The 21,815-nt window shown below is 63.4% G+C and carries 20 protein-coding genes; 5 read left to right on the forward strand and 15 right to left on the reverse strand.

The window, feature by feature from the left end; genetic code table 11:
- Positions 1-230: 230 nt before the first annotated feature.
- Positions 231-1,496: an OprD family porin gene (locus tag BMY68_RS18755; RefSeq protein WP_085530020.1), complete on the forward strand. Its 1,266-nt coding sequence runs from the start codon at positions 231-233 to the stop codon at positions 1,494-1,496.
- 223 nt (positions 1,497-1,719) lie between these two features.
- Here the strand turns inward: BMY68_RS18755 and pcaC are convergent, their stop codons facing one another.
- The 11 genes from pcaC to pcaR all read right to left on the reverse strand — a co-directional run bounded on the left by pcaC (position 1,720) and on the right by pcaR (position 12,792).
- Positions 1,720-2,112 carry a 4-carboxymuconolactone decarboxylase gene (gene pcaC / locus BMY68_RS18760; RefSeq protein ID WP_009042505.1) on the reverse strand — a complete coding sequence of 131 codons (393 nt, stop codon included), beginning with the start codon at positions 2,110-2,112 and terminating at the stop codon, positions 1,720-1,722.
- Positions 2,113-2,122: 10 nt separating this feature from the next.
- Positions 2,123-2,923, reverse strand: a complete 801-nt coding sequence (gene pcaD / locus BMY68_RS18765) for a 3-oxoadipate enol-lactonase (RefSeq protein ID WP_085530019.1) — start codon at positions 2,921-2,923, stop codon at positions 2,123-2,125.
- Positions 2,924-2,934: 11 nt separating this feature from the next.
- The gene (locus BMY68_RS18770) at positions 2,935-4,299 is read right to left on the reverse strand and encodes a 3-carboxy-cis,cis-muconate cycloisomerase (protein ID WP_085530018.1); all 1,365 of its coding nucleotides are present in this window, start codon (positions 4,297-4,299) and stop codon (positions 2,935-2,937) included.
- A gap of 47 nt (positions 4,300-4,346) precedes the next feature.
- Positions 4,347-5,642: an MFS family transporter gene (locus BMY68_RS18775; protein WP_016702068.1), complete on the reverse strand. Its 1,296-nt coding sequence runs from the start codon at positions 5,640-5,642 to the stop codon at positions 4,347-4,349.
- Between the two features lie 199 nt (positions 5,643-5,841).
- On the reverse strand, positions 5,842-6,408 hold the full coding sequence (pcaG, locus tag BMY68_RS18780) for a protocatechuate 3,4-dioxygenase subunit alpha (protein ID WP_085530017.1): 567 nt from the start codon (positions 6,406-6,408) through the stop codon (positions 5,842-5,844).
- A 1-nt stretch (position 6,409) separates the two neighbouring features.
- The gene (pcaH, locus tag BMY68_RS18785) at positions 6,410-7,114 is read right to left on the reverse strand and encodes a protocatechuate 3,4-dioxygenase subunit beta (protein ID WP_007926590.1); all 705 of its coding nucleotides are present in this window, start codon (positions 7,112-7,114) and stop codon (positions 6,410-6,412) included.
- A gap of 29 nt (positions 7,115-7,143) precedes the next feature.
- A complete protein-coding gene (gene pcaF / locus BMY68_RS18790; RefSeq protein WP_175534861.1) occupies positions 7,144-8,349 on the reverse strand; it encodes a 3-oxoadipyl-CoA thiolase in 1,206 nt (401 codons plus the stop codon).
- On the reverse strand, positions 8,346-9,128 hold the full coding sequence (locus tag BMY68_RS18795; RefSeq protein WP_175534862.1) for a CoA-transferase subunit beta: 783 nt from the start codon (positions 9,126-9,128) through the stop codon (positions 8,346-8,348). The genes pcaF and BMY68_RS18795 overlap by 4 nt, the downstream gene beginning before the upstream one ends.
- Positions 9,125-9,982, reverse strand: coding sequence for a CoA transferase subunit A (locus tag BMY68_RS18800; RefSeq protein ID WP_009042497.1), 858 nt, complete (start codon positions 9,980-9,982; stop codon positions 9,125-9,127). The genes BMY68_RS18795 and BMY68_RS18800 overlap by 4 nt, the downstream gene beginning before the upstream one ends.
- 311 nt (positions 9,983-10,293) lie before the next feature.
- Positions 10,294-11,640, reverse strand: a complete 1,347-nt coding sequence (locus tag BMY68_RS18805) for a 4-hydroxybenzoate transporter PcaK (protein WP_085530014.1) — start codon at positions 11,638-11,640, stop codon at positions 10,294-10,296.
- Positions 11,641-11,949: 309 nt separating this feature from the next.
- Positions 11,950-12,792: a pca regulon transcriptional regulator PcaR gene (gene pcaR / locus BMY68_RS18810; RefSeq protein WP_007926599.1), complete on the reverse strand. Its 843-nt coding sequence runs from the start codon at positions 12,790-12,792 to the stop codon at positions 11,950-11,952.
- 632 nt (positions 12,793-13,424) lie between these two features.
- Here pcaR and BMY68_RS18815 point away from each other — a divergent pair.
- Together BMY68_RS18815 and BMY68_RS18820 are read left to right on the forward strand one after the other, a co-directional pair.
- Positions 13,425-13,625, forward strand: coding sequence for a hypothetical protein (locus tag BMY68_RS18815; RefSeq protein WP_009042495.1), 201 nt, complete (start codon positions 13,425-13,427; stop codon positions 13,623-13,625).
- A 353-nt stretch (positions 13,626-13,978) separates the two neighbouring features.
- The gene (locus tag BMY68_RS18820; protein WP_009042494.1) at positions 13,979-15,454 is read left to right on the forward strand and encodes an inorganic phosphate transporter; all 1,476 of its coding nucleotides are present in this window, start codon (positions 13,979-13,981) and stop codon (positions 15,452-15,454) included.
- Positions 15,455-15,606: 152 nt separating this feature from the next.
- Here the strand turns inward: BMY68_RS18820 and ccoM are convergent, their stop codons facing one another.
- The 3 genes from ccoM to BMY68_RS18830 all read right to left on the reverse strand — a co-directional run bounded on the left by ccoM (position 15,607) and on the right by BMY68_RS18830 (position 16,602).
- Positions 15,607-15,723 (reverse strand): cytochrome c oxidase subunit CcoM, encoded by a 117-nt coding sequence (gene ccoM, locus BMY68_RS30320; RefSeq protein WP_007926603.1) that lies wholly within the window; start codon positions 15,721-15,723, stop codon positions 15,607-15,609.
- Positions 15,724-15,868: 145 nt separating this feature from the next.
- Positions 15,869-16,027 carry a hypothetical protein gene (locus BMY68_RS29915; RefSeq protein WP_023968072.1) on the reverse strand — a complete coding sequence of 53 codons (159 nt, stop codon included), beginning with the start codon at positions 16,025-16,027 and terminating at the stop codon, positions 15,869-15,871.
- A 227-nt stretch (positions 16,028-16,254) separates the two neighbouring features.
- A complete protein-coding gene (locus tag BMY68_RS18830; protein WP_085530013.1) occupies positions 16,255-16,602 on the reverse strand; it encodes an aspartate-semialdehyde dehydrogenase in 348 nt (115 codons plus the stop codon).
- Between the two features lie 219 nt (positions 16,603-16,821).
- On the opposite strand from BMY68_RS18830, the gene rapA reads away from it, so the two are divergent.
- Positions 16,822-19,668, forward strand: coding sequence for an RNA polymerase-associated protein RapA (rapA, locus tag BMY68_RS18835; protein WP_085530012.1), 2,847 nt, complete (start codon positions 16,822-16,824; stop codon positions 19,666-19,668).
- A gap of 79 nt (positions 19,669-19,747) precedes the next feature.
- Here rapA and BMY68_RS18840 read toward each other — a convergent pair whose 3' ends face one another.
- A complete protein-coding gene (locus tag BMY68_RS18840) occupies positions 19,748-21,094 on the reverse strand; it encodes a spinster family MFS transporter (protein WP_085530011.1) in 1,347 nt (448 codons plus the stop codon).
- A gap of 339 nt (positions 21,095-21,433) precedes the next feature.
- On the opposite strand from BMY68_RS18840, the gene BMY68_RS18845 reads away from it, so the two are divergent.
- Entirely contained in the window at positions 21,434-21,793 is a 360-nt protein-coding gene (locus BMY68_RS18845; protein ID WP_085530010.1) for a YkgJ family cysteine cluster protein, read from the forward strand.
- Positions 21,794-21,815 lie beyond the last annotated feature (22 nt).

Genomic DNA, 21,815 nt, shown 5'->3' on the forward strand with positions numbered 1-21,815 from the left:
TGTTCGTTAATCGCCCAAAACCCGCCAAGGCCAATTGAACAGGGTCGTTGATCCAACGCACCATTCCCCGCACCTGCAAAAACCAATAACAACAGGTTCGTCATCATGACCCCGCGCCCTGCCCGCTCCGGCTGATTCCGTTCCCTCCACCCTCCCGGTTTCAACCTTGTCTGCAACTTGACGTTGCCGCAGCGCCCAGCCTCACCCCTAACAATTAGAGAGCCCGATCCATGAAGCCATCCACTTGCACTCCCTATTCACTGCTGCCCAGCCTGCTGGCCGTCGGCATCGCCGGCACGGCCCTGCCGGTCATGGCCGCGGAGTCCGGCTTTCTCGAAGACGCCAAGGTCAACCTGAACCTGCGCAACTTCTACATCAACCGCAACTTCACCAACCCGGGCAAGGCCCAGGGCAAGGCTGAAGAATGGACGCAGAGCTTCATCCTCGACGCCAAATCCGGCTTCACCCAAGGCACCGTCGGGTTCGGCATGGACGTACTGGGGCTGTACTCGTTGAAGCTCGATGGCGGCAAAGGCACCGGCGGTACCCAGTTATTGCCGCTGGATCACGACGGGCGCCCGGCCGACCACTTCGGCCGCACGGGCGTGGCATTCAAGGCCCGCCTGTCGCAGACCGAGGTCAAGGTCGGCGAATGGATGCCGGTGCTGCCGATCCTGCGCTCGGACGACGGTCGCTCCCTGCCCCAGACCTTCCGCGGCGGCCAGATCACCTCGAAGGAAATTGACGGCCTGACCCTCTACGGCGGCCAGTTCCGCGCCAACAGCCCGCGTGACGACAGCAGCATGAGCGACATGTCGATGACCGGCAAAGCGGCCTTCACCTCCGACCGCTTCAACTTCCAGGGCGGCGAATACAGCTTCAACGACAAGCGCACCCAGGTCGGGGTGTGGAACGCCCAGCTCAAGGACATCTACAGCCAGCAATACCTCAACCTGATCCACAGCCAGCCGCTGGGCGACTGGACCCTGGGCGCCAACATCGGCTTCTTCTACGGCAAGGAGGATGGCAGCGCCCGCGCCGGCGACCTGGACAACAAGACCTGGTCAGGCCTGTTCTCGGCCAAGTACGGCGGCCACACCTTTTACGTCGGCCTGCAGAAACTCACCGGCGACAACGCCTGGATGCGCGTCAACGGCACCAGCGGCGGTACCCTGGCCAACGACAGCTACAACGCCAGCTACGACAATGCCCAGGAAAGATCCTGGCAGCTGCGCCATGACTACAACTTCGTCGCGGTCGGCATCCCCGGCCTGACCCTGATGAACCGCTACATCAAGGGCGACAACGTGCACACCGGCACCATCACCGACGGCAAGGAATGGGGACGCGAGAGCGAACTGGCCTACACCGTGCAGAGCGGCACGCTCAAGAACCTCAACGTCAAATGGCGCAACTCGACCATGCGCCGCGACTTCAGCACCAACGAGTTCGACGAGAACCGCCTGATCATCAGCTACCCGATCAGCCTGCTGTAAGCCCACTCGCTCGGCCACACCAAAAACAAGGCCAGCCCCATTCCCCGGGGCTGGCCTTGTTTTTATAGGAGCGAAGCTTGCTCGCGATGACCGTCAACGATGGCGCGTACTGACGGGCTGAACGCGGCGCTCTCAGGCTCATCGCAAGCACGCTCGCTCCGACAGGGAAAACGCAGCGGCGCCGAGTTGCTCGGCGCCGCGTTTCTTTATAAGTCGTGGGTTATCAGGCGCGGGATTCGACGCCCAGCTCGTCCCACACCGACTCGGCCAGGTGGAAGGTCGCGTTGGCCGCCGGAATGCCGCAGTAGATCGCGCTCTGCATGATCACTTCCTTGATCTCGGCGCGGCTCACGCCATTGTTGGCGGCGGCGCGCAGGTGCAGCTTGAGCTCTTCGTTGCGGTTCATGCCGATCAGCATGGCGATGGTGATCAGGCTGCGGGTATGGCGCGGCAGGCCCGGACGCGTCCAGATATCGCCCCAGGCGTGCCGGGTGATCATTTCCTGGAACTCCGAGTTGAACTCGGTCAGGGTGCTCAGGCTGCGATCGACATGGGCATCGCCCAGCACCGCGCGACGCACTTGCATGCCTTCGGCGTAACGTTGTTTCTCGTCCACGGGGGGCTCCTTAAATACGCTGGTCGGCCAGCAAAAATGCCACGACCCGCTCGCTGAACGCAGCGCCAGCCTGGACGTTGGACAGGTGCGCCGCATGGAACTCGGCGTATTCGGCGCCGCGCACGCGCTCCTGGATGAAGTGCCCGCCCGAGGGCGGCGTGACCGCGTCTTCGGTGCCGGACACCACCAGGGTCGGCGCCTCGATAGCCGACAGTTGCTCGCGGAAATCCGCATCGCGCACCGCCGCGCAGTTGGCGGCATAACCCTCGGGCGAGGTGGCCGCCAGCATGTCGGTGATCAGCTTGGCCTGGTCCGGGTGGGCCGCGGCGAAGTCCGGGGTGAACCAGCGGGCGATCGAGGCGTCGCGCAATGCGACCATGGCCGCCTGGCCGTCACGCAGTACGGTTTCGATCCGTGGATTCCATACCGACGGGTCGCCGATCTTCGCCGCGGTGTTGCACACCACCAGTTTGTTCAGGCGCTCGCCGGCATTGATACCCAGCCACTGGCCGATCAGCCCGCCCATGGACAGGCCGCAGAAATGCGCACGCTGGATATGCAGCGCGTCCAGTAGCGCCAGCGCATCGTGCCCCAATTGCTCGATGCTGTAGGGGCCTTCGGTAACCAGGGATTTGCCGTGGCCGCGAGTGTCGAAACGCAGCACCCGGAAGTGCTTGGTAAAGACCGGAATCTGCATGTCCCACATGTGCAGGTCGGTACCCAGGGAGTTGGACAGGACCAGCGCCGGCGCATCGGCCGGGCCGTCCAGTTGGTAATGCAGTTCGCCATCGGCGAGTTGTACGAATGCCACGGCAGTCTCCTTCAGGCGTTCAAGGCTAAATGTTCGGCCACGGCGCGCTCGACCCAGGCGTGCGCCTGGCCGAGGTAATGCGCCGGGTCCAGCAGGCGATCCAGTTCCGCCGCCGACAGCTCGGCGGTCACTTGCGGCTCATCCCCCAGCACCACGCGCAGATGCCGCTGTTCGGCCACCGCGCGCTTGCAGCATTGCTCCAGCAGATGGTGCGCGGTCTCGCGGCCCAGGCGCTGGGCCAGGGCGATGCTCACGGCCTCCGCCAGCACCAGCCCCTGGGTCAGGTCGAGGTTCCTGGCCATGCGCGCGGCGTCGACTTCCAGCCCGTCGGCCACCAGCAGCGCCTGTTGCAAGGCGCCGGACACCAGGCAGCAGATCTCCGGCAGGGTTTCCCATTCGGCGTGCCACAGGCCCAGGCTGCGTTCGTGCTCCTGGGGCATGGCGCTGAACATTGTCGCCAGCAGCCCGGGAACCCGGGTCGCCGCGCCGATCAACACCGCCGCGCCCACCGGGTTGCGCTTGTGCGGCATGGTCGAGGAACCGCCCTTGCCCGGCGCCGACGGCTCGAAGACTTCCGCCGCCTCGGTCTGCATCAGGAGGCTGATGTCACGGCCGAGCTTGCCGAGGCTGCCGGCGATCAGGCCGAGCACCGAAGCGAACTCCACCAGCCGGTCGCGCTGGGTATGCCAGGGCTGTTCCGGCAGGCTCAGTTGCAACTCCTCGGCCAGGGCCTGGGCAATCGGCAGGGCCTGCTCGCCCAGGGCCGCGAGGGTGCCGGAGGCACCACCGAACTGCAGCACCAGCAGACGTGGCTTGAGCTGCGCCAGGCGCTCGCGACTGCGTGTCACTGCCCCCAGCCATCCGGCGATCTTCATACCGAGGGTGACCGGCGTGGCATGTTGCAGCCAGGTGCGGCCGGCCATGGGCGTGTCGGCATAGCGCTGGGCCTGGGCGGCCAGGATGCCGCCGAGGCGCGCCAGGTCGTTGTCGATCAGGCTCAGCGCCTGCCGCAGTTGCAGGACCAGCCCACTGTCCATCACATCCTGGCTGGTGGCGCCCAGGTGCACATAACGCTCGGCGCTGGCGTCGCTCTTGGCGATCTGTTTGCCCAGGGCCTTGACCAGCGGAATCGCCGAGTTGCCCGCCGTGGCGATGGCCTGGCCCAGGGCGAAAAAATCATAGAGTCCGGCCCGGCAGGCCGCCTCGATCGGCGCCACCGCCGCGGCCGGGATCACCCCGACCCGGGCCTCGGCCCGGGCCAGCGCGGCCTCGAAGTCGAGCATGGCCTGGACCCGCCCCTGGTCGCAGAACACCGCGCGCATATCGCGGGTGGTGAAGTAGGCATCGAACAGTTGGTTGCTCGCCGGTGTGCTCATAAACAATCCTTTGGGGCGTGCGTCCGCGACGGACGCACGCGGACAGGTCACAGATCGTGGTGCAGGTACGCCGCCTGTTTCGGCAGGCGCAGGCTGAACAGGAAGGCAATCGCCATCATCGCCGTCACGTACCAGTAGAAGGTGTTTTCCATGCCCAGGGATTTCAGGCCCAGGGCCACGTATTCCGCCGAACCGCCGAACAGCGCGTTGGCCACCGCATAGGCCAGGCCGACCCCCAGCGCCCGCACTTGCGGCGGGAACATCTCGGCTTTTACCAGGCCGCTGATGGAGGTGTAGAAACTGACGATCGCCAGGGCCAGGGTGATCAGCACAAAGGCCAGGAACGGGCTGGTAACGGTTTTCAAGGTCAGCAGGATAGGCACGGTGCACAGTGTGCCCAACGCGCCGAACCAGAGCATCGAGTTACGCCGGCCGATCTTGTCCGCCAGCATGCCGAACAGCGGCTGCATGCACATATAAAGGAACAGCGCGCCGGTCATGATGTAGCTGGCGGTCTTGGCGTGCATGCCGGCGGTGTTCACCAGGTATTTCTGCATATAGGTGGTGAAGGTGTAGAAAATCAGCGAACCGCCAGCGGTGTAGCCCAGCACGGTGACAAAGGCCTTCGAGTGATGCTTGAACAGCGCGGCCACGCTGCCGGCGTCCTTGTCTTCACGCATTTCCTTGCTGGTGGTTTCTTTCAGCGAGCGCCGCAGCAGCAGGGAGATCAGGGCGGCAATGGCGCCGATCACGAACGGAATCCGCCAGCCCCAGGCCTTGAGCTCCGCCTCGTCGAGGAACTGTTGCAGGATCACCACCACCAGCACCGCCAGCAGTTGCCCGCCGATCAGGGTCACATACTGGAAGGACGCGAAGAACCCGCGCTGGCCCTTGAGCGCGACTTCGCTCATGTAGGTCGCGGTGGTGCCATATTCACCGCCCACCGACAGGCCCTGGAACAGCCGCGCCATCAGCAGCAGCGCCGGTGCCCAGGCACCGATGCTGGCGTAGGTCGGCAGGAAGGCGATGACCAAGGAGCCGGCGCACATCATCAGTACCGAGATCATCATGGAATTCTTGCGCCCGTGCTTGTCGGCCACCCGGCCGAACAGCCAGCCGCCGATAGGACGCATCAGGAATCCGGCGGCGAACACGCCGGCGGTATTGAGCAGTTGCACCGTGGGGTCGTCGGAGGGGAAAAACGCCGGGGCGAAGTAGATCGCGCAGAAGGCGTAGACGTAGAAGTCGAACCATTCGACCAGGTTGCCGGAGGAAGCGCCGACGATCGCGAAGATCCTCTTGCTGCGCTCCTCGGTCGTGTAGTGACTGGTTAACGTTGTCATGGCTTTTCACTCTTTGGGGACGTGGTGAGTCTAGACATACTTTGTAACAGTCCCGTTCCGCAAGACGACCTTGGAGATGTCGGCCTATTCGGCCTTATCGCGAGCAAGCTCGCTCCTACAGGATATGGGTCGGTCACGATGCCGTGATTCAACTGCGGTCATGTAGGAGCGAGCTTGCTCGCGATCCCCCCAGGCACACTCAATAATCGAAGAACACCGTTTCCGCGTCGGTACCCTGCAGGATCACGTTCCATTGGTAGTGGCCCGGCGCATCGGCCTTGGCCAGCAAGGTGGCGCGACGCTCTTCGGGCACGCAGGCCAGCAGCGGATCGGCGGCGTTGGCCGGCTCGCCGTCGAAGTAGATACGGGTCAGCAGGTGCTTGACCAGGCCCCGGGCAAACACCAGCACCACCAGGTGCGGCGCCTGGGTCGAGCCTTTCAGGCCAGGTACGGTACCCGGCTTGATAGTGGTGAAGCAAAAACGCCCTTCTCCATCCACCGGCACCCGGCCGAAGCCCTGGAAGTTCGGGTCCAGGGCCTTGGCCTGATCGTCTTCCGGGTGGTCGTACTTGCCGGCCGCGTTGGCCTGCCAGATTTCCAGCATGGCGTCGTTGACGAAATCGCCGTTGCCATCCACCACCTGGCCGCTGATCGCCACCCGTTCGCCGAGGGTCTCGGCCTGGGTCAGGTCTTCGCGGTTCAGCCAGGTCAGGCCGATGTGGTAGTACGGGCCGACGGTGTGGGATGTGGTCGCAGTCAGCGTCATCTTATTTCTCCATCGGCGTGGCATCGCGGCCGCGCAAGACGATGTCCCAACGGTAGCCAAGGGCGTAGGACGGAATGGTTTTCTCCAGGTCGAAGCTGGCGATCAGGCGTTCCTTGGCGCGGGTGTCCGGCACGCAGTTGTAGATCGGGTCGTAGGCCAGCAGCGGGTCGCCCGGGAAATACATCTGGGTCACCAGGCGCGTGAGGATACTCGGGCCGAACAGCGAGAAGTGGATATGCGCCGGACGCCAGGCATTGTGGTGGTTACCCCAGGGGTAGGCACCGGGCTTGATGGTCTGGAACTGGTACCAGCCATCGGCATCGGTGACGGTGCGCCCGGTGCCGGTGAAATTCGGGTCCAGCGGTGCGTCGTGCAGGTCGCGGTCGTGGTTGTAGCGACCGGCGGCGTTGGCCTGCCAGATCTCCACCAGGATCCCCGGCACCGGCAGGCCGTTCTCGTCCAGCACCCGGCCGTGGATGATGATGCGCTCGCCCTGGGGCTCGCCGGCATGCTGGGCGGTCAGGTCATTGTCCTTGTCCTGCAGGTAATCGGCGCCGATGGTCGGGCCGGTGATTTCCGACAGCGAATGGGGCAGGAACACCAGCGGCTTGGACGGCGAGCGGGTGTTGGTGGATTTGTAGGCCGGGTGCAGGTAATCAGGCTGAGTACCTGGTTGCGGGCGCCGGTAACCGGGCTTGTCGGTCATGCTCGTTCCTCGTTCTTATAAGAAGCGCGTCAGACGCGCTCGATGGCCAATGCCAGGCCCTGGCCGACACCCACGCACATGGTCGCCAGGCCTTTCTTGCCACCGGTCTTTTCCAGCTGGTGCAGCGCGGTCAATACCAGGCGCGCACCGCTCATGCCCAGCGGATGGCCGAGGGCGATGGCGCCGCCGTTGGGGTTGACCTGTGGCGCGTCGTCCGCCAGGCCCAGTTCGCGCAATACTGCCAGGCCCTGGCTGGCGAAGGCTTCGTTGAGTTCGATCACATCGAAATCGCTGACCGCCACGCCCAGGCGTTCGGTCAACTTGCGCACCGCCGGCACCGGGCCGATGCCCATCACCCGTGGCGCCACGCCGGCGCTGGCCATGCCCAGCACCCGGGCACGGGCGGTCAGGCCGTGCTTTTTCACCGCCTCGGCCGACGCCAGGATCAGCGCCGCCGCCCCATCGTTGACGCCCGAGGCGTTGCCGGCGGTGACGGTCTTGTCCGGGCCGTTGACCGGCTTGAGTTTGCTCAGGGTTTCCAGCGAGGTATCGGCCCGCGGGTGCTCATCCTGCTCGACCAGGGTCTCGCCCTTCTTGTGGACGATACGCACCGGGACGATTTCCTCGGCGAAGAACCCGGCGGCCTGCGCCGCGGCGGTACGCTGCTGGCTGCGCAGGGCGAACGCATCCTGGTCGGCACGCGACACCTGATAATCGTCGGCGACGTTGTCGGCGGTCTGCGGCATCGCATCCACGCCGTACTGGGCCTTCATCAACGGGTTGATGAAGCGCCAGCCGATGGTGGTGTCTTCCAGTTTCATGTTGCGCGAAAAAGCGGTATCGGCCTTGCCCATGACAAAGGGCGCGCGGGACATCGACTCGACGCCGCCGGCGATGGCCAGCTCCATCTCGCCACTGGCGATGGCGCGGAAGGCGGTGCCGATGGCATCCATGCCCGAAGCGCACAGGCGGTTGAGGGTCACGCCCGGAATGGTTTCCGGCAGCCCGGCCAGCAGCAGCGCCATGCGCGCCACGTTGCGATTGTCTTCGCCGGCCTGGTTGGCGCAACCGAGGAACACCTCGTCCACCGCGTTCCAGTCCACCGACGGGTTGCGCTCGATCAGTGCCTTGATCGGCGCGGCGGCCAGATCGTCGGCCCGCACCGTCGACAGGCCGCCACCAAAGCGGCCGATGGGGGTACGAATGGCGTCACAGATAAACACTTCGCGCATCAGGCTTCTCCCGGGGTTTGGCCATGGGCCGCGGCGGTGCGGGTTTCCAGGTCTCGCAGGGCGGTCAATTCGACCTCGGTCGGGGCAGCGGTTTCCGCCACCTGGTCGGCGAAACGAATCGCCCAGCCAGTGGCGGCGACCACCTGCTCGCGGGTCACGCCCGGGTGCAGCGAGGTCACCACGAATTCATGGGTGCCGGCTTCCGGCTCCATGATGCACAGGTCGGTGATGATCCCCACCGGCCCGGCCCCTGGCAGGCCCAGGCGCTTGCGCGAATCGCCGCCTTCGCCGTGACCGACCGAGGTGATGAAGTCGAGCTTGTCGACAAAGGAACGCGACGATTGCTTGAGGATGATCAGCACGCTCTTGGCCGAGCCGGCGATCTCCGGCGCGCCGCCGGCGCCCGGCAGGCGGACTTTCGGCTGGTGGTAATCGCCGACCACCGTGGTGTTGATGTTGCCGAAACGGTCGACCTGGGCGGCGCCGAGGAAACCGACGTCGATCCGCCCGCCTTGCAGCCAGTAGCGGAAGATCTCGCCGGTCGGCACCACGGTGTCCGCGGTCTCGGCCAGCTCGCCGTCACCGATGGACAGCGGCAGCACGCTGGGCTTGGCGCCGATCGGGCCGGACTCGTAGATCAGCACCACGTCCGGCGACGAGGTCAGGCGCGCCAGGTTGGCGGCCTTGGACGGCAGGCCGATCCCGACAAAACACACCGAGCCGTTCTGCAGGCGGCGGGCGGCGGCAACGGTCATCATTTCATTGGTGGAGTAAGTCATTATTTGGCCCCCGTTGCTGCGGCCAGCTTGGCCTGGAATTCGCTGAAGTCAGCACTGCCGCGGATGTATTCGTTGATCCAGGCGGTGAAGGTTTCACGGTCGCGGGCGATCGGGTCCCAGGCCTGGTAGAAGATGTTGTCGCGCTCGGTGTACCCGTGGGCGTAGGACGGATGGGCGCCGCCCGGCACATGGCAGACCGCGCTCAGGGCCCAGGTCGGCAGCACGCAGGCGTTCATCGGGGCGTTCAGGTCGTCGACGATTTCTTCCACGGTGACGATGCAGCGCTTGGCGGCCAGGGCGGCTTCCTTCTGTACGCCAAGAATGCCCCACAACAGCACATTGCCCTTGCGGTCGGCTTTCTGCGCATGGATCACGGTGACGTCAGGACGTACCGATGGCACCGCCGCCAGCACTTCACCGGTGAATGGGCAGGTCACGCTCTTGATCAGCGGGTTGACCTTCGGCAGGTCGGAACCGGCATAAGCGCGCAAGACCGCGAACGGCAGGCCCGAGGCGCCCGCCACGTAGGCGTTGGCCAGGTCGGCGTGGCTGTGCTCTTCGATTTCCAGGGGGTGCGGCCATTGCTTCTCGACCGCGTCCCGCAGGCGATGCAGGGAGCCGACGCCCGGGTTGCCGCCCCAGGAGAAAATCAGCTTGCGGGCACAACCGGCACCGATCAACTGGTCGTAGATCAGGTCAGGGGTCATCCGTACCAGGGTCAGGTCTTTTTTGCCCTGGCGAATGATTTCATGACCCGCGGCCGTGGGGATCAGGTGGGTGAAGCCTTCGAGCGCGACGGTATCGCCGTCGTTGACGAACTGCTTCACCGCGTCGTGCAGCGAAAGGATTTCAGCCATGGGGGATCTCCCGATTGTTATTGAGCGACTGGAAGAAAAAGGCGCCGAAGGATGCGCCGGAGTGACTGAAGATTAAGCCGAGGGAAAAAGCCAAACAATCCGATAATCGACTGAGCGTTCGTTTATCGAACAGATTGTTGTCTGACTATCGATTGTGTTGTGGCCGCTGCCGCAGGCTGCGATCGACCCGGGCCGCGTTCGGAGAACGGTCGCGAAGATCTCAGGACGCTGAAGGCCTTCGGCCTTATCGCAGCCTGCGGCAGCGGCTACAGGTATTCAGCGCCCCCTTCGGGAGCGCCTTGCTCATTCGCTCAGGTCGCGTCCGCATGGCTGACCATGCCCTTGATCACCACCGCCGTGGTCGCCAGCGCGGCTGGGATCACCAGCGCGGTCAGCACTTGCTCGAAGTTCCAGCCCAGCCCCAGCAGCGTGGCGCCCATCCAGGCCCCGAGGATCGCCCCGAAGCGACCGATGCCGAGCATCCACGACACGCCGGTGGCGCGGCCCTGGGTCGGGTAGAAGCGCGCGGCCAGGGATGGCATCGCCGATTGCGCGCCGTTGACGCACATGCCGGCGACCAGCACCAGGGTCGCCAGCAAGGTGATGTTGCCCAGGCTTTGCCCGACCGCGTAGGCGAAGATCCCGGCCAGCAGGTAGAAGGTGCCGATGACCTTGTGCGGGTTGAAGCGGTCCATGGCCCAGCCCACCGCCACCGCGCTGAGTACCCCGCCGAACTGGAACAGCGCGCCGATAAAGGCCGCCTGCTCCATGCTCGCGCCGCTGTCGCGCATCAGGGTCGGCAGCCAGCTGGTCAGCAGGTACACGATCACCAGCCCCATGAAATAGGTCAGCCACAACAGCAAGGTACCGACGCTGTAGGTCCCAGAGAAAATCACCGCAAACACGTTGCGCGCTTTCACGGTCTTCTGCTCCGGCACGCTGAAGCTCGCGGCCTGGCCGACCGTGCCCGGCTCGATCGGCGCCAGGGCCTTGCGCACCTTGTCGGTGCCACGATTGCGCACCACCAGGTAACGCGCCGACTCCGGCAGCCAGACCAGCAGCACCACTGCCAGGATCAACGGCAAAATCCCGCCGATCAGCAACAGGCTGTGCCAGCCGAACGCCGGAATCAGCTTGGCGGAAATGAAACCGCCGCCGGCCATGCCCAGGTTGAAACCACAGAACATGCTGGTCACCAGCAACGACTTGTGGCGCTCGGGGGTGTATTCGGAAAGCAGCGTGGTGGCATTCGGCATGCCGGCGCCCAGGCCCAGGCCGGTCAGGAAACGCAGCACCAGCAACTGGTCGACATTGCTGCTGTAGGCCGACGCCAGGCTGAAGGCACCGAACAGCAGCACCGCCCCCACCAGCACCACTTTGCGCCCGAAGCGGTCAGCCAGCGGGCCGGAGCCCAGCGCCCCGAAGACCATGCCGATCAGCGCCGCGCTCATCACCGGGCCGAGGCTGGCGCGGTCGATGCCCCAATCCTGGGACAGCGCCGGCGCAATAAAGCCCATGGCCGCGGTATCGAGGCCATCGAGGAAGACAATCAGGAAACACAGGATCACCACCCGCCACTGATAGCGCGACAGCGGCTGGGCATTGATAAAGGACTGCACATCGAGGCAGTTCCCTACAGCGGATTGAGGCTGGTTCATTATTTTTATTCCACGCGAAAAACGCAGGCGCACAGGTGCCAGCCAGAGCTGGTCGGTTCAGATCGAAAAGGGTCTTGCGGGATCAGGCCGTCGGCAGGCGAAGGCAGGATAGAGGGGCGCGGCTGGGCGCGCGGGCGATGCTCATGGGGGCTGGCCTCTTCATTATTATGGGGTCGCCATGCGGCCATTGGAGAGGCAGTGCTCCAGTGGCCGGATGACGCTGCCGCGACATTAATGAGGCAAGGGAAAGAGCGTCAATTCAGCAAGCGCGTATCTGTGCGTTTATCGAACAGCTTAAGCAGACAGCCCTCAAGCGAACAATTGGGCGCTGAGGTCGCGACTGGCGCTGAGCAGGCCCGGCAAGAAGCGCTGCTCCAGCTCGGCGCGGCTGACGCGGCCGGCATGGGTACTCACGTTGAGCGCGGCCAGGACCTGGCCCGAAGCGTCGTACACCGGTACGGCGATGGAGCGCAGGCCTTGTTCCAGTTCCTGATCGACGATGCACCAGCCCTGCTGCCGGACCTGTTGCAGGCATTCGAGCAACGCCTGCGGCGTGTGCAAAGTACGGCTGGTCTTGGCTTGCAGGTCGGCATGGTCGAGGTATTCGCGCAACGAGGCGTCATCCAGCGCCGCCAGCAGAATCCGGCCCATGGATGTGCAGTAGGCCGGCAGGCGCCCACCCACCGAGAGATCGACCGAGATCAGGCGCTGGGTGGTGGCCGAACGGGCGATGTACAGAATGTCGTCGCCTTCCAGGGTGGCCATGTTGCAGGCTTCGTGCAGTTGCTCGCTCATGCGGTCCAGGTAAGGCTGGGCCGACACCGCCAGCGGTGTGGAAGACAGATAGGCATGCCCCAGCGTCAGCACCTTGGGCAGCAACGAATAGGTGCGGCCATCGGTGGTGGCGTAACCGAGCTTGATCAAGGTATGCAGGCAGCGGCGCACGGCGGCACGGGGAATCTCCGTACGGTGGCTGATCTGGGCGATGGTCAGATGGCGCTTGCGTTCCTGAAAGGCCTGGACCACTGCCAGGCCGCGAGCCAGAGAGGTCATGAAATCCGGATCACCTGTCAGCGCCTGAATCCGCTTGGCCGGCGAAGCGACAATCGGCGGCGCGGCGGAAGCGAAGGAATTACGCAATTGATCGTTCATTTCAGGTTCTCTGCGACGGAAGTCCGGCTTATTACAAGCCGTACTGGAGAGGATGCACAAGCCTGCACGGCCAACATTGGGCGATTATCGAACCATCGACCGATAATCGCAATCCATCGCGATAAATGCCTGCCATGGGATGTGCCGCTTTTTCGCCGCCAATAAAACTCTCATTTCTTCCGCATTAGTCCAGGCAACTTGTCAGGCCTTGTTACAGAACTGCTCTCGTCATCCGGATTAAAACTTTCGTGTAACAAAACCCTGATATCAAGTTGATGATTTTTAACTTATTGCCGATAGAGTTATTCATGGCCGCCGCTATAATGAGCAAAGTGATCACCGACGCTTTTCTGCGTTCGGCAGCATCATCAGGTTGCGTACAGTAAATGATGCCTCCTGCAGCAAGCGCTTGACGCTCATCTCAATATGCCCGGCCAATGCGCTGCAAAAAAGTAACTGTTGCTACGACAGCTGTTCTTGTCCGGTGGCGTGGCCGCATGCAACAAGAAGCGGTTTGGCGAGCCCCATCGCAATTCTGGCTCCTTTAATCGAGCCGAGTACGAAGCGGTTTGATAAACCCGATCTAGGCAATGCGTATCATCGGGATAATCTCAACTCAGTTAGGTAACACTGTGACGAAAGACGAACTGCGCGCGGAACTTGAGCGCCAGGAACAACGTTACAAGGAAGTTTACGGAGGCGAAGTCACCACCTACGCCGCCCAGCCTGAACCGGAACGCAAACCCTGGCGCAAGCGCGCCAGCGTGCTCGACCAGGCCTTCACCCAAGAACTGCAAAAGATGGAAAAAGAGCTCAAGGCAGACCAGCCGTGACGCTGTTCGCCTGAAACTTTCGCACGGCTCGATGCCCTTGCAGATAAAGGTCGATCGTAAGGTCGGCCTGGCATCCGCCGTGTGGCAGCGAATGGCCCCCAAGGGCTCAAAAAACGTCATGAAACTGAAATTTCATACAAGCGTTTGAGACATTTGGCTCAACGTTTCGCCCCTGACCTTGAGGATGAGCTCCAGTAAAATCAATGGCTTGCCCATGCCCCGAAAAAAGGCATGGCCATTGGCCTGCCTCCGGCTTTTTCGTTGAAGAATGTTACCAATCAGCACCTAGTGCATCGATTACCAGGGTTTTCTGGCATAATCGCGCCCCCTTATGACCGGGTCAGAAAACCTTCATGATCGATTTATTCAGCGGACTGGATGCTTGGGTGCTTGTGAGCCTCTTGCTCGCCCTGGCTTTTGTCCTCGCCTACGAGTTCATCAACGGCTTTCATGACACCGCAAATGCGGTTGCCACTGTTATCTACACCAAAGCCATGCCGCCGCACCTGGCCGTATTCTTTTCCGGTGTATTCAATTTCCTCGGCGTGCTGCTGGGCGGTGTCGGCGTGGCCTATGCCATCGTCCATCTGCTGCCGGTCGAGCTGCTGATCAATGTCAACACCGGCCACGGCCTGGCCATGGTCTTCTCGTTGCTGGCCGCGGCCATCACCTGGAACCTGGGCACCTGGTACTTTGGTATTCCCGCCTCCAGCTCCCACACCCTGATCGGTTCGATCCTCGGTGTCGGCCTGGCCAATGCCCTGCTCAACGACATCCCGCTGGGCGATGGCGTGAACTGGCAGAAGGCGATCGATATCGGTGCTTCCCTGGTGTTCTCGCCCATGGCCGGCTTCCTGATTGCCGCCCTGGTGCTGATCGGCCTGAAGTGGTGGCGCCCGATCTCGAAGATGCACAAGACCCCGGAACAACGTCGCAAGGTCGACGACAAGAAACACCCGCCCTTCTGGAATCGCCTGGTGCTGGTGATCTCGGCCATGGCCGTGAGCTTCGTGCACGGTTCCAACGACGGCCAGAAAGGCATCGGCCTGATCATGCTGGTACTGATCGGTATCGTGCCCGCGCAGTTCGTGCTCGACCTGAACAGCACCACCTACCAGATCGAACGTACCCGCGACGCCACCCTGCACCTGAGCCAGTTCTATCAGCGTAACGAGGACTCTCTGGGCGAGTTCCTGGCCCTGGGCAAAAGCGTGAAAGACGACCTGCCAGGCAAGTTCCGCTGCAACCCGCAGCAGACCGAACCGACCATCGCCGCGCTGTTGGGCACCCTCAAGGGTGTCGCCGACTATCACTCGCTGCCGGCCGAAAGCCGTATCGAAGTGCGTCGCTACCTGCTCTGTCTGGACGACACCGCGAAGAAAGTAGGCAAGCTGCCGCACCTCGCCGCCCGTGAAAAGGCTGACCTGGACAAGTTGCGCAAAGACTTGACCGCCACCACCGAGTACGCGCCGTTCTGGGTGATCCTGGCCGTGGCCCTGGCCCTTGGCCTGGGGACCATGATCGGCTGGAAACGCGTGGTACAGACCATCGGCGAGAAGATCGGCAAGCAAGGCATGACCTATGCCCAGGGCATGTCGGCGCAGATCACCGCCGCCGGCCTGATCGGCATGGCTAATATCTTCAGCCTGCCGGTATCGACCACCCACGTACTGTCTTCGGGCGTGGCGGGAACCATGGTCGCCAACAAAAGCGGCCTGCAAAGCGGCACCGTGCGCACCATCCTGCTGGCCTGGGTGCTGACCCTGCCGGCAACCGTGGCGCTGTCGGCCGGTCTGTTCTGGCTGGCCTCGAAAGCCCTCGGGACCTGATTCGTTCAGTTCGCGACAAAAAAGGTGCGCCCCTCGGGTCGCACCTTTTTTTGTGCCTGAAATAAATGAGGGCTTTGCCACAAAACACACAGGCAAAAAAAAGGGCAACCGAAGTTGCCCAAAATGCCTTGCGTGCTCGTTACCGGAAAGACTTAAGGTTTTTTGCGTTTATGCGCATCTTTCCAGATGAAAAATCCAAACCCGGCGAAAAACAGAACCATGAGGCCGACAGTCAGCACTCCGGCGATCACCACATTGTCGAAAAACATGACTGGCCTCCTGCTCTTGCCCTGTTGCGATGGGGCTAAGTTAACCAAAGAGGCGGCGGGGAAAATTGACCGGGGTCAATGGTCGACCCAGACAGGACGACAGGGAGGGGAAATAACTGACTTACATCAACAGATCGCGCCCGGTTCAGCGCTTTTTCGGCTTTTTCGGTTTCTTCTTCGGCTTGCCCAAAGGCATTGCCTGCTCGAATGCCTGGCGCACTTCGTTCAGGCGCTTTTCCTTCAAGTCATGCACACGCTTGGCACGTTCGGCGTTCAGGTCGATCAGGTTGTCGTCTTGGCTCATGGCGTTGGCTTGCATCGTTCAGGTCTATGTCGACCGGAGCCTCTATATAGCGATAGCGCGGCTGCGGCCCTTGCGGGTTTGCCAATAATGCGGCGTGACGCGGCGCCTGACCAGTGATCGGCGGATATTGAGCGCAATTAAAGGGGGTCCGCCGTTTGACCAGCATCGCGCGAAGTGCACCCTGTAATCCCTTGCGCACCACTGGCGCAGGCATCAAGAAACAGCATCTAGACCTCGACGTCGACCCACAGCCCCTGGCGTGGCGCATCCTCGATCAACGGCGCCACCGGCACGGTGTTGTCGGCATTCAACTCGTCCCCGGGCACGGCCAGGTGCAGTTCGGGGTCGTCCGCAGCCTCGGCTTCGCGCTGGCGTTTGTGCCTTTGCTGCTGGCGCTGCTGTTCTTCGCGCAGCAGTAGCGCCGACTGTTCGGCATCGCGCTTTTGCAGGTCGATGGTGCTTTCGTTGGAACTCTGTTGCACCGGTACCACCGGCGGGATATCCGGACGCGGCCGGATCGGATCCTGCTGGGAGGTCACGGGCACGGCACTCAAGGGCAGCATCGGGGGCAGCATATTATTGGTCTCCTGTCGGCAGGCTGTCGGCTGCTGCGGGGGCGACTTGAGCCATCGGTCGCAAACTTGTGACCCAGTCGTCACCCGATAGTGCCCCGAGCCCCGACAAATGCGCCCGATACGCTACCTTCCAGCGTAGTTGTTTTTGTTAGAGTTCTTTGGCCTGAGGCCGCCGATCCGTTAACATAGTCGGCTTTTTCAAGGCGGGAGTCAGGCAGCATGGCGCAGCAGTATCAACCGGGGCAACGCTGGATTAGTGACAGCGAAGCCGAGCTAGGTCTAGGCACCGTTCTGGCACAGGACGGCCGCTTGCTGACCGTGCTCTATCCGGCCACTGGCGACACTCGCCAGTATGCGCTACGGAATGCGCCCCTCACTCGCGTGAGGTTTTCCCCGGGTGACACCATCACCCACTTCGAAGGCTGGAAAATGACCGTGCGCGAAGTCGACGACGTCGACGGCCTGCTGGTCTACCACGGCCTCAACGGGCAGAACGAAGTCGTCACCCTGCCGGAAACCCAACTCTCGAACTTCATCCAGTTCCGCCTGGCCAGCGACCGTCTGTTCGCCGGGCAGATCGACCCGCTGGCCTGGTTCTCCCTGCGCTACCACACCCTGGAACACACCAGCCGCCAGCTGCAATCGTCGCTGTGGGGCCTGGGTGGCGTACGCGCCCAGCCTATCGCCCACCAGCTGCACATTGCCCGTGAAGTCGCCGACCGTATCGCGCCGCGGGTTCTGCTGGCGGACGAAGTGGGCCTGGGCAAGACCATCGAAGCCGGCCTGGTAATCCACCGCCAGCTGCTGTCGGGCCGCGCCAGCCGCGTGCTGATCCTGGTCCCGGAGAACCTGCAGCACCAGTGGCTGGTGGAAATGCGCCGGCGCTTCAACCTGCAGGTCGCGCTGTTCGACGAAGAACGTTTTATCGAAAGCGATGCCGCCAACCCCTTCGAAGACACCCAGCTCGCCCTGGTGGCCCTGGAATGGCTGGTGGACGACGAGAAGGCCCAGGACGCGCTGTTCGCCGCCGGCTGGGACCTGATGGTGGTCGACGAAGCGCACCACCTGGTGTGGCACGAAGATCAGGTCAGCCCAGAATACGCGCTGGTGGAACAGCTGGCCGAGGTGATCCCCGGTGTCCTGCTGCTCACCGCCACCCCGGAACAACTGGGCCAGGACAGCCACTTCGCCCGTCTGCGCCTGCTCGACCCGAACCGCTTCCACGACCTGGCCGCCTTCCGTGCCGAGAGCGAAAACTATCGCCCGGTGGCCGAAGCCGTGCAGGAGTTGCTGGATAAAGGGCGCCTGTCGCCAGAAGCGCACAAGACCATCCACAATTTCCTCGGCAACGAAGGCGAAGCCCTGCTCGCCGCCGTCAACGACGGCGACACTGAAGCCAGCGCGCGCCTGGTGCGCGAGTTGCTGGACCGCCACGGCACCGGCCGCGTGCTGTTCCGCAACACCCGCGCCGCGGTGCAAGGCTTCCCCGAGCGCAAGCTGCACCCGTACCCGCTGCCATGCCCGGACGAGTACCTGGAACTGCCGCTGGGCGAGCACGCCGAGCTGTACCCGGAAGTCAGCTTCCAGGCCCAGCCGGACGCCAGCGAAGAAGAACGCTGGTGGAAATTCGACCCGCGCGTCGAGTGGCTGATCGACCAGCTGAAAATGCTCAAGCGCACCAAGGTCCTGGTGATCTGCGCCCACGCGGAAACCGCCATGGACCTGGAAGACGCCCTGCGCGTGCGCTCCGGTATCCCGGCCACGGTATTCCACGAAGGCATGAACATCCTCGAGCGCGACCGCGCCGCCGCCTACTTCGCCGACGAAGAGTTCGGCGCCCAGGTGCTGATCTGCTCGGAAATCGGCAGTGAAGGTCGCAACTTCCAGTTCGCCCACCATCTGGTGCTGTTCGATCTACCATCGCACCCGGACCTGCTGGAACAGCGGATCGGCCGTCTCGACCGGATCGGCCAGAAACACGTGATCGAGCTGCATGTGCCGTACCTGGAAACCAGCCCGCAAGAGCGCCTGTTCCAGTGGTACCACGAAGCGCTGAACGCCTTCCTCAATACCTGCCCGACTGGCAACGCCCTGCAGCATCAGTTCGGCCCGCGCCTGCTGCCGCTGCTGGAAGAAGCCGACGACGGCGAGTGGCAAGCGCTGATCGACGAGGCGCGCACCGAGCGCGAGCGCCTGGAAGCCGAGCTGCACACCGGTCGCGACCGTCTGCTGGAGCTCAACTCCGGCGGCGCGGGCGAAGGCGATGCACTGGTGGAAGCGATCCTCGAGCAGGACGACCAATTCGCCCTGCCGATCTACATGGAAACCCTGTTCGACGCCTTCGGCATCGACAGCGAAGACCATTCGGACAACGCGCTGATCCTCAAGCCGAGCGAAAAAATGCTCGACGCCAGCTTCCCGCTGGGCGACGACGAAGGCGTGACCATCACCTACGACCGCAACCAGGCGCTGTCTCGCGAAGACATGCAGTTCATCACCTGGGAGCACCCGATGGTACAAGGCGGCATGGACCTGGTGCTGTCCGGTTCCATGGGCAACACCGCCGTGGCGCTGATCAAGAACAAGGCGCTGAAACCCGGCACCGTGTTGCTGGAACTGCTGTACGTCAGTGAAGTGGTGGCACCGCGCTCGCTGCAGCTGGGCCGCTACCTGCCTCCGGCCGCTCTGCGCTGCCTGCTGGACGCCAACGGCAACGACTTGTCGGCACGGGTCGCCTTCGAGACCCTCAACGACCAGTTGGAAAGCGTGCCCAAAGCCAGCGCCAACAAGTTCATCCAGGCCCAGCGCGACCAGTTGACGCCGAAGATCAACGCCGGCGAAGCGAAGATCGCCCCGCGTCACGCCGAACGCGTGGCCGAGGCGCAACGTCGCCTGGCCGCCGACACCGACGAAGAGCTGGCGCGCCTGACCGCGTTGCAGGCGGTCAACCCGACCGTGCGCGACAGCGAGCTGGTGGCCCTGCGCCAACAACGCGAACAAGGCCTGGCCATGCTTGAGAAAGCCGCGCTGCGCCTGGAAGCGATCCGGGTGCTGGTGGCGGGCTGATCCCCCTGCTCTGCCGGTAAATGAAAAGGCCCGCACACTGCGGGCCTTTTTTTATCTACTTCTGTAGGAGCCTGGGCGATCAGGCGGTCACCGCCGCCCCCGCCGGCTCGCCCGGTACCAACCCGTCCTTCATCCGCTGCGCATCACGCACGAAGCAGCGCGAGGCCAGGAACAGGAACAGCATGGTCAACAGCAACGCCACCGGGATCAGGTACATGGCGTCATGCAGGCCGACCGCCTTGAACGCCTCGGTCATCTGCCCGGCTCCGGCGGCGTACATCGCCGCATGGGCGAAGTGATCGGACAGCGCCCCCACCACCACCGGCCCCAGGCCTCCGCCTAGCAGATACAGGCCGGCAAAGAACAGCGCCATGGCCGTGGCCCGCAGACGTGGTTCGACCACATCCTGAATCGCCGTGTAAACGCAGGTATAGTAGTTGTAGGTGAACAGCCAGCCGACACTGAACACCGCGACGAACACCCCGATCTCGATGCGCCCGGCATGCAGGGCCCAGGCGGTGCACAGGGTCGAGATCAACATGCTGAAGGCGGCGAACAGCAACCGGCCATTGGCGATACGCAGGTGAATCTTGTCGGCGACCCAGCCACCCAGGGTCAGGCCGAACAGGCCGGTCACCCCGACTATCACCCCGGTCGCCACCGCGGCCTCCTGCAAGGGCATCAGGAAGTAACGCTGCAGCATCGGCACCAGGAACGAGTTGCAGGCGTAGGAGGCGAAGTTGAAGCTCAGCCCGGCCAGCACCAGCCAGAGAAAGGTCGGAATCGCCAGCACCCGGCGGATCGGCCGGTCGACGCGCTCCTGGGAGACCTTGACGGCTTCCGCCGCCCCACGCTTGGGCTCCTTGATAAAGAACATGAACACCGCCAGCAACAGCCCCGGCACCGCGGCGATAAAGAACGGCGCACGCCAGCTGTCGAAGGCCTTGACCATGGCGCCGATGGTGAAGAACGCCAACAACAGGCCCAGGGGCAGGCCGAGCATGAAGATGCCCATGGCCCGGGACCGGCGGTGGGCCGGGAACAGGTCGCCGATCAGCGAGTTGGCCGCCGGCGCATAGCTGGCCTCGCCGATGCCGACGCCCATGCGCACGACGAGGAAACTCCAGAAACTGCCCACCAGGCCGTTGACCGCGGTCAGCCCGCTCCATACCGCCAGGCCCCAGCCCATGAGCTTGCTGCGCGAGCCGGTATCGGCCATGCGCCCCAGGGGCAGGCCGGCAATGGCGTAGACGATGGTGAAAGCGGTGCCGATGATGCCGATCTGGAAGTCGCTCAAGTGCCACTCCATACGGATCGGTTCGATGATGATGGCCGGAATGGTGCGATCGAAGAAGTTGAACAGGTTAGCCAGGAACAACAGGAACAGAATGCGCCAGGCATTCGCCGCTTGGGTCGAGTTCTGCATGGGTCGGTCTCTTTATTGTTATTCGGCCAGACGCAACCGAGCCTGGAACTTGCAATCTAGTCAGCCCCGCCTCGGTTGTCTGTAATGATTCGTAAGGCTGATATCAGGCAATCCGAAGCACAGGTCGTCGACCGCGCTCGGCGGCCGCCCGAACAACGCCATCGCCCCCCGCCGAAACCGCCGCAAGCCCCCGGATACCGGGGCTAAAGCCCGATTTTTCAAGGGCTTGCGCAGGGCCTGAAAAATACCTTGCGCGCCCCCTTCCCAAGGCCGTTGCGAAGCCTAGAATAGCGGCCTTGCTGCCCCCCTCATCAACCTCCTCCCCCTTTGAATACGCCCATGTCCGAAGCCAGTCCGTGTCTGAATTGCGGTGCCTGCTGTTCACACTTTCGTGTGTCTTTTTTCTGGGGTGAATGCGCCTCTTCCGGCGGTACGGTCCCCGACGATCTGGTGGCGTCCATCAGCCCCAGCCGGGTCGCCATGCTCGGTACCGATTGCAAGCCGACCCGCTGCACCGCGCTAACCGGTGAGGTCGGCAAGGAAGTCAGCTGTTCGATCTATCACCAGCGTTCCAGCACCTGCCGCGAGTTCGAGGCGTCCTGGGAAAATGGCCAACAGAACGTCGATTGCGACGCCGCGCGCGCGGCATTCGGGCTCACGCCCCTGGAGCCGACGCTGTACTTCGAACAGAGCGCTTAGCTCGATTGGCTATGGAGTGAAT

The sequence above is a fragment of the Pseudomonas sp. NFACC41-3 genome, from assembly GCF_900109505.1.
Classification (GTDB): Bacteria; Pseudomonadota; Gammaproteobacteria; order Pseudomonadales; family Pseudomonadaceae; genus Aquipseudomonas; species Aquipseudomonas chlororaphis.

Excerpts from the sequence above, each read along its gene's own strand:
- BMY68_RS18755 (WP_085530020.1), top strand. The coding sequence starts at position 231 with ATGAAGCCATCCACTTGCACTCCCTATTCACTGCTGCCCAGCCTGCTG.
- BMY68_RS18770 (WP_085530018.1), bottom strand. The coding sequence starts at position 4,299 with ATGAGCACACCGGCGAGCAACCAACTGTTCGATGCCTACTTCACCACC.
- BMY68_RS18775 (WP_016702068.1), bottom strand. The coding sequence starts at position 5,642 with ATGACAACGTTAACCAGTCACTACACGACCGAGGAGCGCAGCAAGAGG.
- pcaG (WP_085530017.1), bottom strand. The coding sequence starts at position 6,408 with ATGACGCTGACTGCGACCACATCCCACACCGTCGGCCCGTACTACCAC.
- pcaH (WP_007926590.1), bottom strand. The coding sequence starts at position 7,114 with ATGACCGACAAGCCCGGTTACCGGCGCCCGCAACCAGGTACTCAGCCT.
- BMY68_RS18800 (WP_009042497.1), bottom strand. The coding sequence starts at position 9,982 with ATGGCTGAAATCCTTTCGCTGCACGACGCGGTGAAGCAGTTCGTCAAC.
- BMY68_RS18805 (WP_085530014.1), bottom strand. The coding sequence starts at position 11,640 with ATGAACCAGCCTCAATCCGCTGTAGGGAACTGCCTCGATGTGCAGTCC.
- pcaR (WP_007926599.1), bottom strand. The coding sequence starts at position 12,792 with ATGAACGATCAATTGCGTAATTCCTTCGCTTCCGCCGCGCCGCCGATT.
- BMY68_RS18820 (WP_009042494.1), top strand. The coding sequence starts at position 13,979 with ATGATCGATTTATTCAGCGGACTGGATGCTTGGGTGCTTGTGAGCCTC.
- ccoM (WP_007926603.1), bottom strand. The coding sequence starts at position 15,723 with ATGTTTTTCGACAATGTGGTGATCGCCGGAGTGCTGACTGTCGGCCTC.
- BMY68_RS29915 (WP_023968072.1), bottom strand. The coding sequence starts at position 16,027 with ATGAGCCAAGACGACAACCTGATCGACCTGAACGCCGAACGTGCCAAG.
- BMY68_RS18830 (WP_085530013.1), bottom strand. The coding sequence starts at position 16,602 with ATGCTGCCCCCGATGCTGCCCTTGAGTGCCGTGCCCGTGACCTCCCAG.
- rapA (WP_085530012.1), top strand. The coding sequence starts at position 16,822 with ATGGCGCAGCAGTATCAACCGGGGCAACGCTGGATTAGTGACAGCGAA.
- BMY68_RS18840 (WP_085530011.1), bottom strand. The coding sequence starts at position 21,094 with ATGCAGAACTCGACCCAAGCGGCGAATGCCTGGCGCATTCTGTTCCTG.
- BMY68_RS18845 (WP_085530010.1), top strand. The coding sequence starts at position 21,434 with ATGTCCGAAGCCAGTCCGTGTCTGAATTGCGGTGCCTGCTGTTCACAC.